At 60.4% G+C, this 10,959-nt stretch carries 11 protein-coding genes; all 11 read right to left on the reverse strand.

Going from position 1 to position 10,959, the window contains the following annotated elements:
• Positions 1-512: 512 nt before the first annotated feature.
• On the reverse strand, positions 513-1,475 hold the full coding sequence (locus tag KF784_18205; protein MBX3120996.1) for a type II secretion system F family protein: 963 nt from the start codon (positions 1,473-1,475) through the stop codon (positions 513-515).
• A 12-nt stretch (positions 1,476-1,487) separates the two neighbouring features.
• Positions 1,488-2,798 (reverse strand): CpaF family protein, encoded by a 1,311-nt coding sequence (locus KF784_18210; protein ID MBX3120997.1) that lies wholly within the window; start codon positions 2,796-2,798, stop codon positions 1,488-1,490.
• Between the two features lie 54 nt (positions 2,799-2,852).
• On the reverse strand, positions 2,853-3,707 hold the full coding sequence (locus KF784_18215) for a hypothetical protein (GenBank protein MBX3120998.1): 855 nt from the start codon (positions 3,705-3,707) through the stop codon (positions 2,853-2,855).
• 73 nt (positions 3,708-3,780) lie between these two features.
• Positions 3,781-4,833: a hypothetical protein gene (locus tag KF784_18220; protein MBX3120999.1), complete on the reverse strand. Its 1,053-nt coding sequence runs from the start codon at positions 4,831-4,833 to the stop codon at positions 3,781-3,783.
• Positions 4,826-5,398, reverse strand: a complete 573-nt coding sequence (locus KF784_18225) for a pilus assembly protein (GenBank protein ID MBX3121000.1) — start codon at positions 5,396-5,398, stop codon at positions 4,826-4,828. Before KF784_18225 ends, KF784_18220 begins: the two co-directional genes overlap by 8 nt.
• A 12-nt stretch (positions 5,399-5,410) precedes the next feature.
• Complete coding sequence (locus tag KF784_18230; protein ID MBX3121001.1) at positions 5,411-5,731, reverse strand: hypothetical protein; 321 nt, start codon at positions 5,729-5,731, stop codon at positions 5,411-5,413.
• A 59-nt stretch (positions 5,732-5,790) separates the two neighbouring features.
• A complete protein-coding gene (locus tag KF784_18235; GenBank protein MBX3121002.1) occupies positions 5,791-7,248 on the reverse strand; it encodes a type II and III secretion system protein family protein in 1,458 nt (485 codons plus the stop codon).
• 37 nt (positions 7,249-7,285) lie between these two features.
• The gene (gene cpaB, locus KF784_18240; protein MBX3121003.1) at positions 7,286-8,476 is read right to left on the reverse strand and encodes a Flp pilus assembly protein CpaB; all 1,191 of its coding nucleotides are present in this window, start codon (positions 8,474-8,476) and stop codon (positions 7,286-7,288) included.
• A gap of 142 nt (positions 8,477-8,618) precedes the next feature.
• A complete protein-coding gene (locus KF784_18245; GenBank protein ID MBX3121004.1) occupies positions 8,619-9,137 on the reverse strand; it encodes a prepilin peptidase in 519 nt (172 codons plus the stop codon).
• 42 nt (positions 9,138-9,179) lie between these two features.
• A complete protein-coding gene (locus KF784_18250) occupies positions 9,180-9,344 on the reverse strand; it encodes a Flp family type IVb pilin (protein MBX3121005.1) in 165 nt (54 codons plus the stop codon).
• A gap of 126 nt (positions 9,345-9,470) precedes the next feature.
• The coding region (locus KF784_18255) for a SpoIIE family protein phosphatase (GenBank protein ID MBX3121006.1) at positions 9,471-10,959 on the reverse strand (1,489 nt) is incomplete at its 5' end.

Here is a 10,959-nt window from a genome sequence, read left to right on the forward strand (position 1 = left end):
AAGATCGAGGGCAGCAGGAAATCCCTCTACGATTTGTGTTTGCCGAGATGCAATGCGGCATCGAAGCCACACATCCGGTGCATACCATCCTGCTAAGCAACCGGCAACGGCCATAATTAGATTACTCCACCACGGATGAGCCGTCAGCAGCTGCAGCAGGAAAAATAAGGCGAGCGGACACCCTGTCGCACCTAGCACTTTCGTGCCATAGAACAGGAGCGGCGCATTCCGGCTCCGCAAGCCGGCCGTGAGGAAGCGCACATGCGCCGACTCACCTTCAGTGCGAGTCGGCGCCGCTCGTCGCCCCCAGGTTGTCAGTAGCCGAATACCCAGCTGTCTCCATCGGTCTATGCCAGCCGCGGAGCCCTTTCCGGTGGTCCCCACGATTCGTCGCCGCCAACGACTGGTCCGCAACTTCTCCGCGGCTAATAGGGTTCCCCCGCCTACTATGAGAAGACTCGCGAACAACACACCGCCGGCCAGCGCCCACCACGGACCCATTGGCATACTCCTTAAATGCGAACAGTCACCATACGTTTGGTGATCGCAGCTCCGCAGATCATCAGCATCCCTGCCACGGTGACCATCGTTTGACCGAGCGGATCCTGAAACAGAATCGTAATATATTCTGCATTGATCACGTAGAGGATACCGGCGAGAGCGAGCGGCAAGGCGAAGAGCACCATCGCTGAGAGCCGCCCCTCTGCGGACACCGCCCGCACCCTGGAGGCCAACTCGAAACGCTTTCGCGCCATCTGACTGATCGACGTAATGACTTCCGCCAAATTGCCACCCGATTCGCGTTGAATCATTACAGAGGTCACAAAAAATCTGAGGGCCGCCGAATCGAATCGATCTGTCAAATGGCTCAGTGCATCGCCCAGCGGGACTCCGAATGTCGCCTCTTCCACAACCCGCCCAAACTCGAGACCCACCGGTGCGGGGAATTCATCCGACACCATTTTCATTCCGGCCAGAAGGGAATGGCCGGCCCGCAACGACCGTCCCATCATATCCAGCGCCTCGGGTAGCTGGCGTTGAAAGTCGCGCAGCCTTCGAGTGGCGCGCGTGGCCAGCACACCGCGAACGCTACCCCACAGAAGAGCCACGACGATACCTCCCCTCACCGGATCGAGCCCACCCACCGCCACCAACAGAAAAATGAAGCTGGTCGGCCCGATTACGCTGAGCAGAAGCCAATCCAGAGACAGGGATACCCCAGCCTGCTGACGCCACCGCTCCCACCGATCGATCCCGGGCCACCAAGACAGAGTTCTGTCGACCCATGGGATGGGGCTGCAGCGGCGCATCCGCGTGATGTTGGGCGCTCCTCCCATGCCAGAGCCTGTGCGCGGGAACTCTCGCTGCGTAGACAACGCGGGGTCCGTTCCGGACGGCAGCCACAGATACAGTCCTGCCGCTGCGGCAAGGCCGAACGACAAGGCGATACCCACGATCAGCGTCGCGATAATCATGCGGGTGTCCTCTCACACCTCTCGAATACGATTCGGATCGAACAGGTCCGGCGGCACAGCAATCCCGAGAGCGTCCAACCGCGTCATAAAGTGCGGACGCACGCCGGCGGCGAGAAACCGTCCCCTCACGCGCCTGGATTCGTCTAACCCGGTCTGCTCGAAGCGAAAAATCTCCTGCAGCACAACAACGTCTTGTTCCATACCCACGACCTCCTGCACACTCATAAGCTTTCGGGTTCCGTCCGAGAGCCGGCTCAGATGCACAATGACGTCCAGGGCGGAGGCGACGTAGTGCCGCAGCATGTGAACGGGCAGATTGAGGCCGGCCATCGCCACCATAGTTTCGATGCGCGTGACCGCGTCTCGGGCGCTATTGGCGTGAATCGTGGCCAGCGATCCGTCATGACCGGTATTCATGGCTTGCAGCATATCCAAGGCTTCCGGCCCGCGGACTTCTCCCAGGACAATGCGGTCGGGCCGCATCCGCAAACTGTTGCGGACCAGATCCCGCTGCGTGATCTCCCCCTTTCCTTCCACATTGGAGGGTCTGGTTTCCAACCGTACCACGTGATCCTGACGCAGCTGTAGTTCGGCGGCGTCTTCGATCGTGACGATCCGTTCCTCCGCCGGAATAAATCCTGACAGAAGATTCAGCATCGTGGTTTTCCCGCAACCGGTGCCGCCGGCGATGAGAATATTCAACCGCCCGCAGACCATTGCCTTGAGCATTTCGCCGATCTCTGGGGTCAACGCTCCCCCTGCCACCAAGTGCTCCAGCTGCAATCGTTCTCGACAGAACTTCCGGATGGATACAATCGGACCATCGAGCGCAAGCGGAGGAATAATGGCATTTACACGAGATCCGTCCTCCAATCTGGCATCCACCATCGGCGAGGATTCATCGATACGTCGCCCGACGCGGGCGACGATTTTATCGATGACGTCCCGGAGATGGCGATTGTCTCGAAAACGGCTAGGGCTCAGCGACAGCTTTCCGGCCCGCTCCACGTAGATGCGCGTCGCGGTGTTCACGAGAATGTCGCTCACCTCTTCGTCCTGCAGCAACGGCTCCAGAGGACCCAGGCCGAGAATTTCGTTCATCACGTCGTTGATCACCTCTTCCCGGTCGGTGTCGCTGAACGCGGCGCCGTCTTCTTCCAAGATCTGCATGACCAGCATCGCCAGTTGTGCTCGAAGCATGATGGGGTCGAGGAGACTCATCGCCGAAAAATCCAAGCGCGCCAACAATCGTTCTTGGATGCGTTGTTTGAGCGCATTCCGACCCGTGAACGCCGAATCCGACATACTATCCGTCAACTCCATCTGATCCTCCGTCTTTGTTCGCAACGATAGTCGGGAGTTGCGTCATCCGCCGATCTATGCCGCATCGCGCCACAACCGCTGCATCCACCGCGCCCCCCAGGAAGGAGGCTGAAGCGCAGGCGCCTGCGCGGGATCCATCACGAGGGCCGCCAAGCGTTCGTACGCCCGGACAACAGCCCCTTCGCTCCTTCCGGCACACAACGCGCGCCCGGTCTCGAGAGCTTCGCGCGCGTCCTCCGGGACATCCGGAATGGACACGGCGAGCGGCTGCCCGAGCAGAACCTCCGCTTCAGCCTGCAGACCCTGGTCTTCGCGCCGAGACCGATTCAGGACGAGAATCACGCGCTCACGACCGTACCCGAGCGTATTCAGCGCCTCCATCATGCGTACGGCGCGTCGCATCGACGGCACCTCAATCGTCATCACGAGCAGAATAGTCGTAGCGGAGGTCAACGCCATGTTCACAGCCGAATTGAGGACTGTGCCGCAGTCGACCACCACCATCGGAAAGAGCGACTGCGCAAGCTTGCACAGACGCCCGATCTTGTCGGGAGGCACGGAAGCGTCTCGTAATCCGTCATAATCAGAAGCCAGGAGATGAAGGCCCGTCTCGTGCCTGACCAGCACACTCATCAACAGTGTCGGGTCCAGCGCGAGGGGCTCGCGCATCAATTCTCGCCACGAGTGTTCCGGCTCAAGTGCGAGGAGAAGGTGCAAGTCTCCCTCGTACAGATTGAAATCGAGCAGGGCTGATTCCCGATTCAGGCTGCGACGTTGCGCGCATAACGCCAGGTTCGCGGAGACGGTACTGCCCCCGACCCCGCTGTGCGCGCCCAACACGCAGACCATCGACCGACCGGATCCGGATGGCTCCGCAGGCGGACGTATGGGGTTCGACGTACCAGTCATAGATACCTACCTCCGTGAGTCGAGCATGTCGCGTGTCGAGATTGGCACATGACTGATCGTGCCCTCAGAACCATCACGATACCAAGCCGGGAACACTCCCCTTAGTGCCATAGTCGGGACCGCCGCCCCGCCCGATGGCCACACTCCCGCTCCGCAGCACGCCTTCGAGGACCGGCCCGTTCGGTGTGGAGACCAGCGTGATGACCGCGGTCGAAAATCCGGCGATACGAAGTGAGCCTGACGGGGCCTGGCAGGCTCGGCGCTCGTAGATCGGGACAACCGCCACCCACTGTCCAGTCGCTGGATTTTTCTTGGCATCGTACAAGGCTTTGATCTGTGGAAAAATTGCGGCAAGGTTGCCGCGAACGAACTGGAATTGTGATCGATTGGCCGTAGCCGTCGGGCTGCTCAGGCTCCCTGCCGTCAATCCCGACAACACCGTCCGAAGACCCGCAACGGTGGACGGCCCTTGAGTAAACGTGGTCCATCCCGTACAGGGGCCCATGTTGCCGGCCTGGTAGAACACTACCCGTTTGCCGTCGATCGGGCCTTGCGCGACGAATCCTGACGCGATTCCCACAGGAGCCGGCAACCCGCCGGGAAGAACCTCTCCGAGCGGCGTGAGGGCAGCGGTCGCTGTTGCGGCGATATCCAGCCGGCGAATGCCCAGCAGACCGGCCAGGAAGGTCGATGTCTGACCGGAAGCGCGGACCAACAAGGCATCCGCGCCGATATTGGTGGCAGCGAGGCGTTGCGCCGCTGGATTCCAAGCCCCGATCCGCAGTTCCGCAAGCGTCAGCGTCGCCAGGTTGATCCGGTTCTGGTCCGCCACCTGAGCCGCCGCCCTCAATACGCGCGTTTGCTCTACGGCTGAGAGCATCTGCGTCGCGATCGTATTCGGCGTGCGTTCGTAGATGCCGCCCAGCTGACGCGCGCCGGCCAATGCCGCGGCATCCGCGACCGCCTGGGCATGATGCCGTGACAAGAGCGCCGCACCGATATCCACGACGACTGCTCCGACCAGAAGCAACGCAGTCATGGCCACGGCGACCACTACGGCTACTGCCCCGCGATCGGTCTGCCACAACGATCGGGGCAATCCTTCTGCTGCAGGCGATCTACTCATGTCGCATCACCGTGCGCGAGCGGAGCGTCACAGTTCTTCTGAGTGCCGGGATGACATTTGCCATCACATAAAACTGATAGGGTGCCGACACCGTCACGGTCAGATCGGTCCCGCTAGGGCCACCCGCGCCAGTGACGGCAATCATGGGCGTCACGCCGGTCACTCCTGCCTGGGTAAACACCCTGCGTGCCAGTGCCTGAATGTCGGCAGCAGTCGGCCTCGGTACGGACTGTCGAATGCCGAGACGCGCCCCCTCCCGACTAGCCGTGGCCAGCACCTGTTGCCGGGACAACGCAACGCCGAACTCGATGATCCCGAACAGAACCATGATCAAGACGGGAAGCAAGAGGGCAAACTCAACGGCAGCGGCGCCTCGCTGGTTCATACTGCCTGGCAATCGAGGCCACCGGCTGGCGAACCGGCGGTTGTCGTAATGCCTAGGGCTGAACAAATAGCGGTGGAACGTCACCCCTACATCCTCACGCGCATTCGTGGCGACGTCTCCGGTACACCCCAGGCAGTGGCGGTCGTGTTCGACATGTCCGAGCTCGGGGGGCTTACGCATCAGGCGGTCCGTTTACGGATGTACGTTGTCCGCCGACGGAGGCATTGCGGCGCCGATCGCCTCTTTCATCCCCGGAGGAGGCAACGGTGGCGCAACCATTCCACCGTCTTGTGAACGATCGAACGTTCTGCGATAGCCACGCATGACCATCTCCGCCGCCAGCCCATCCAAGGCTTCAAGGTCACTCCGCCGGCTGTCCGACGTTCCGATCTGCGCTGCCTTCAGGGCCGCCAGCGATTTGCCGAATTTCTCTTGCATCTGCGGCGGACTTGCGCAACCGGTCAACAACAGGGCCGTCAAGGCCATGGCCGCCGAAATCGCTTCGTGTTTCATTTTCCTCGCTCCTTCCTACGGCAGTCTGCTTGTCACCGGCGCCCGTGATGGACCGATGCTCAGGGAATCATGAGGCCGGTAGCCTCGTGCGATTTTCCTTCACGACCGGCTGGCACCTCCACGCCACGCATGTCCGATGCGCTACCTTGTCGACTCGGCAAGCGACCTTTTAGGTAAAAATCGACGTCGTCCGGGTCCAGATACCCATCGGTGGGCAGCGTGATCTGCGCATCCGTCATCGACCTGACAAAATGCGGCGTGACAATGATGACCAGTTCCGTTTCATTCTTCTGATATTGCGCGCTGCGGAACAACGCGCCGAGGATGGGAATATCGCCGAGGACCGGATACTTCGAGACCGTTTCCCGAACACTCTCCCTGAGCAGACCCGCAATGGCGAAACTCTGGCCGTCCTCCAATTCAACCATGGTGGAGGCGCGCCGCGTCGTAATCGCAGGCACGACAAAGCCTTGTATCGAGAGCCCGTTCGCGAAATCCAACTCCGAGACTTCCGGTGTCACGGTGACGGCGATCTGGCGCGCGCTCAACACCACCGGGCGGAAATTGAGCTGGATGCCGAATTTCTGGAACTGAATGGTGGTCACGCCGAAGGCTTGCGGGACGGGAATCGGAAATTCTCCACCGGCGAGGAACTGCGCATCCTGTCCGCTTAAGGCGATCAACGTCGGTTCCGCCAGTACCTTCACCAGATTGTCTTCCTTCAAAGCATCGATGAAACCGGTCCAATTGGCCGACCCGCTCTGAAAGCGAAACAAGGCGTTCACGGCTTGCCCCAGCCCGAATCCGAAGGGCGGCACAGCACCGAGCGGCGAAAGGACGGATGAGGCGTCGCCGGAAGGAAGAGGGGACGCCAATCGCTTGAGGACCGATGCGCCGAATTGACTGCCGGATCCGTTCACATAGGAGAGATTGACTCCGATCCTCCGCAACATCGTCCGGTCCATTTCCGCAACACGGACCTCCAGCATGACTTGATGGCTTCCACCGACCTGCAGGAGATTCAGCACCTTGCCCGGCGCATAGGTTTCGGTCACGGCGAGGACTTGTGTCAGAGCTGCCGAACTGGTCATGGTACCGCTCAAGGCGATATGCTCTTGCGTCGTCACGACTCGAAGGGCCTTCTCGTCAGGAAAGAGGGCGTGGAGATGTTCCTGGAGGCGCGAGACATCCGGAGACACCACCACGTCATAGGCGGCAAAGACTTCGCCGGTGGTGTTCCATAACGTGAGGTTCGTCACCCCGGCGGTTTTTCCCATCAAGTACACCTGACGAGGGCTCAGCACGAGCGCATCGGCCACCCGTGGATCGGCCACGGATACTCGGGCAAGCGATGCCGACGTTTCGATGAGCATCGATTTTCCGATCGTGACGGACACCCGTTCGACAGGTCGTGTTTCCCACTCAGCAGCCGAGCAAGGTTGCGCCGAGATTACAGCGAAGGCGCCCCAGAGGATCAGTTTCCACCAGCTCACCTGTTGATTCCGCACGCCACCCATTGTCTCTGTCACATACCTTTCTCTGCCTATCGAGCAGCTAAAACTTTACTTCCGTCCGTGAAGCGCCCCGGATTACTTCCACCGACACTGTCGGCGGACGGATCGCTGCGTCGGCGATGGAACCGTCCTGAACCGGTGCCGCCGCCACAGTGTTGCCTTCCCGGTCGCCGGTTGACGTGCGCGCGGGAGTCCGGGTTTCATCCGGCCTGTTGAGGCCGGTGCTGTCGGGGGACGCGAGCGCGCCTCCCGCTTCCGCACCAGTCGCCACCGCTGCTTGACTATGCACATAGGGCTGAAGCCGAGGCAGTGTACCCACAGTTGTCGACGCGTCTGCCGTCGGCTCGGCGCTCGATGCGTGAGCCTGCTCCCTCGCGCTCGCGCGGATCATTCGATCGGAGGGCCGGTCACGAACGATTCTTCGTTGTCGCGACACAGTCTCAGACGTCCTCTGTGGGTCTGACCTCTGGGCCTCGAAGAGCGATGACACGGTCGCACCCGGTGTCGTGACGGTCGTCGCGCTGCGCGGGTTTCTGAGCGCCAGATGCACTTTTCCTTCCATTGATGCGAGTGACAGCCGCTCCGCCTCGTGGGGAGTCACCTCCAGCGTGACGACGGTCGGCGGTGTACGCGAGACCTTCTGGCCTGAGAGAAGCGACTCATCTTCTTTGGCAGAAGACGAATCAAATCCGGTCGACAACACGGTAATGTCGCCTAACACCAGCTTCGTGGCTGACTCGCCGCCGTTCAGCACTCGAGACATGGTGGTCAGAACGTCCACGTGGTCGCCTGATTTCAGGATCCCTCCGACTGCCGTGACATCATCCACTTTGATGGCCATGGCGCGTTTCTCGGGATGGGTGATGGCCGCGATGCCGCCGGTCGTGACGTCGGTCGGCGCGAGTTTCGAGACAAGAATAGGTTCTTGCGAGGCAAGCGGCGTCAACAGTACGCGACCGATCAGTTCATCGTCCGACGGGAAGGTCCCATCAGGGACGCTCTCGGAGGGAAAAGACACCACACGGACGGCATCACCGGACAACACGGTTCCCCAGGGAAGCGCGTGGGCAGCCACGGCGACGGACGTCATTCGATTGTTCGCGCTGAGTTCGGTTCGCGTCTCATCCAGTAGTTGCTGGACATAGCCATATGCGAGTAGGCTGCTCACCGCTCCGATCGTTCCCCCCAGCCCGATCACAAGGAGTGCCCGTTGCCGAGATGTCAGCGCCATGGATATGTTCCTCGCGATACAACGTCACCACCGGCCTAATAACGGGTCACGCGGTCTCCCCGGTATGCCGCTGAGAAGTTCATTCTGCTTCCGCCGTGGGGGTGACAGGGTGCCACCGTCTCCCGGCTATTCATACGATCCGTCAAGAGATCAACGCCAGATCTCCTCGCCACCACAGGGTCAGTGTCGTCCCGAGCGCGATCACGATACCGTACCGGAGCAACGGTTCTGGACCGGTCGACGTTGCAGAGGGTGCCGGACAACCGGTGAGCGCGATCGTCAGACACCCTGCATAGACGGACCGCAGCATCATCCGCCATCCCCGGTGCCGGCAACTGACGCCCAGTGCATAGAGCCCGCCGAACAGGGCGATGGCCACGGCGGCCTGCATCACGCCGAACGGTCCTAAGCAGCTTCCGACCGCGCCAAGAAGTTTCACGTCTCCGGCCCCCATTCCTCCGCACGCATAGAACCCGATCAGCAGAGCGATGCCGACACAGTACCCGGCCAGACTACCGACCAGGCCACTCAGGCCATCGTGTGCGGTCTGTAAGGTGATGCCACCGCTCACACCTGCCATCGTGAGCCAATTCGGAATCAGGCCCCTCGCCGCGTCGCTGACCGCCCCGAGGATCACCACGACCAGAACGAATAGCATCATGTCCATCGTCACCTCGAAGGGAGATCCGACAAAGCCATGGGTTCAGCGAATCAGGCCGGCCAATCGCGTGAACATGTTCCTGATATTGCCGCCGAGCGTAAACGCTGCCGTGGCGATGACCACAGCGATCGCAGATGCGATCAATGCGTACTCAATGGCCGCCGCACCGTCTTCCTCGTGGAAAAATCGTCGCATGGCATTCAGCATGACACTCTCTCCTTATTAGAAAGAACCAGATTTCGTAGGCAGGTCACCGGCGCCTACCCCTTCCGACTAATGTATCGGAGGAATACTCGTTAGACTTAAGGCACGCCGCACTGTTTTCAATAGTCGTCAGTCCCAGCTATAAATTGCCTCCACACAATTGCCAGCGCCATGGAATGTCACCTTCTGACACAGTGCGCGGACGAGCGCGAGCCCGCGACCGAACATCGAATCATTCATGGACAAGGGTGCGGCGGGGTGGATAGCATCGAATCCCGCCCCGCTGTCTTCGACACGCACGATCAATCTGGCACCGCTCGCAGATGGAGTATGCGTTAAGGAGATCTGCACATAGCCGTCTTGCAATGCGGCCAGGCGTCGGTCGCGCTCCTGGTAATAGGCGTCGAATCCATCGGGCGACGTTTTCAGATTCGATTGTATTCCCAGTACGCCATGGTCGATTGCATTCGAGATGAGTTCCGTCAACACGGTGAAAAAGCGCTCCCGGTGTCGAGCATGGCCGGGGAGCAAGCTCACTAGCTGCATCAAGTCCGGTAGTGGATCCTCGGTCCGCATCGTGTCAGGCCCCAATCGGACCTCGATGTGCCAGGGAAGCTGCCACGAACGCTCCCGTGAGGGCGGATTAACCCGTACTGCGGATCGTTCGAGAACGATATCGCAAGAGACATCGACTATCGTAATATCGTCTTCTTGGGCACCTCCATTGGCGAAAGCGGTGAGTGTGGCCACGAGTTTCTCGAAGGTATGCAACGCCGGACCTTGCGTGACAGCCTCATGAACCCGAGGCTCGCCGAACAGATCCCCCGATGGGCTGCGCGTTTCGATCACGCCGTCCGTATACAGAATCATTCGGTCGCCCGGCTGTATGTCATACGTTTCCAGATTCGGCATGAACTCTTGGGCAGACAGCACCCCTAGGGGAGGATGCTGCGATGCCCATTGCAACCGAACCCCCGCACTCGGATTGATGACCAAGACGGGTGGAAGCCCGCCGTTCCACACCGATGCCCGGCTGCGGACCGGATTGATTTCGATTGCGCTGGCTGCACAGAAGATTCCGATCGGCATCGTGTGGTTCAACTTGCGATTGATCTCCCGTAAAATATCCCCAAGCGCGTGCCCTCGTTCGGTCATTCGATAAAACACGTCGGCCAACGGTAATGCACCGATTGCGGAGGACAACCCATGGCCCGTGAAGTCGCCCACGAGGACATGAAGAATGCCGGTCGGAGTCGTCCCGGCTAATACGACATCGCCGCCAAGGATGGTCGCAGGCGCCACATGGTAGTTGATGCCCATTCGCTCCATGCAGGGAGTCGCCAGAATTTTTGTGCGAATCTCATTTGCCACATCGATTTCATGGAGCGAGCGGTCACGATACGATTCAAGTTCCTGCTTCTGTTCAGTAACTCGCGCGTGGAGTTCCTGCACGCGTGACCAGGCTGAGAGCTTCGCCCGTAGGAGGGGAAGACTATACGGTTTTGTGAGCACATCATCCCCTCCGGAGGCAAGACATTCGGTCAGACCTGTTTCATCGGTCACGGCGGTCAAGAAAATAATCGGCACGAAGCGCGCGCCGGTTCGCTGTTTGATCAGC

It is taken from the genome of Fimbriimonadaceae bacterium, assembly GCA_019638775.1.
In the GTDB taxonomy this organism is placed as follows: domain Bacteria; phylum Armatimonadota; class Fimbriimonadia; order Fimbriimonadales; family Fimbriimonadaceae; genus JAHBTD01.

Excerpts from the sequence above, each read along its gene's own strand:
- KF784_18220 (MBX3120999.1), bottom strand. The coding sequence starts at position 4,833 with ATGAGTAGATCGCCTGCAGCAGAAGGATTGCCCCGATCGTTGTGGCAG.
- KF784_18245 (MBX3121004.1), bottom strand. The coding sequence starts at position 9,137 with ATGATGCTATTCGTTCTGGTCGTGGTGATCCTCGGGGCGGTCAGCGAC.
- KF784_18235 (MBX3121002.1), bottom strand. The coding sequence starts at position 7,248 with ATGGGTGGCGTGCGGAATCAACAGGTGAGCTGGTGGAAACTGATCCTC.
- KF784_18210 (MBX3120997.1), bottom strand. The coding sequence starts at position 2,798 with ATGGAGTTGACGGATAGTATGTCGGATTCGGCGTTCACGGGTCGGAAT.
- KF784_18225 (MBX3121000.1), bottom strand. The coding sequence starts at position 5,398 with ATGCGTAAGCCCCCCGAGCTCGGACATGTCGAACACGACCGCCACTGC.
- KF784_18205 (MBX3120996.1), bottom strand. The coding sequence starts at position 1,475 with ATGATTATCGCGACGCTGATCGTGGGTATCGCCTTGTCGTTCGGCCTT.
- KF784_18215 (MBX3120998.1), bottom strand. The coding sequence starts at position 3,707 with ATGACTGGTACGTCGAACCCCATACGTCCGCCTGCGGAGCCATCCGGA.
- KF784_18250 (MBX3121005.1), bottom strand. The coding sequence starts at position 9,344 with ATGCTGAATGCCATGCGACGATTTTTCCACGAGGAAGACGGTGCGGCG.
- cpaB (MBX3121003.1), bottom strand. The coding sequence starts at position 8,476 with ATGGCGCTGACATCTCGGCAACGGGCACTCCTTGTGATCGGGCTGGGG.
- KF784_18230 (MBX3121001.1), bottom strand. The coding sequence starts at position 5,731 with ATGAAACACGAAGCGATTTCGGCGGCCATGGCCTTGACGGCCCTGTTG.